Source organism: Dankookia rubra (assembly GCF_004355005.1).
GTDB classification, from domain to species: Bacteria; Pseudomonadota; Alphaproteobacteria; order Acetobacterales; family Acetobacteraceae; genus Paracraurococcus; species Paracraurococcus ruber_A.
In genome coordinates this window covers 1-218 of the sequence record NZ_SMSJ01000438.1, presented here as the reverse complement: position 1 = coordinate 218, position 218 = coordinate 1, and the positions used below count along the sequence as shown (strand labels likewise).

General features: G+C 66.1%; 1 pseudogene. It reads right to left on the bottom strand.

From position 1 onward, the window contains the following. Window positions 1-218, bottom strand: a pseudogene (locus E2C06_RS39095) (IS21 family transposase); the annotation flags it as partial.

Here is a 218-nt window from a genome sequence, read left to right as displayed (position 1 = left end):
CGACGTTCCTCTTGCGCCGCCGCCGGCAGCTTGCGCATGTCCACATGCTTCATGCCCCCAACCTGGACGGATCCTACTCGCCTTCAAGACCGCCCAGGCCGGATCAATAAGCCGCTCGAAGATCCGCCGCGCCGTATGCCGCTGCTTGCGCGGCCGCCCCTGATCCTCCTCCAGGATGCGGTCAATCACCGGCAGCAATGGGTCGAGCTTGGGCCGCA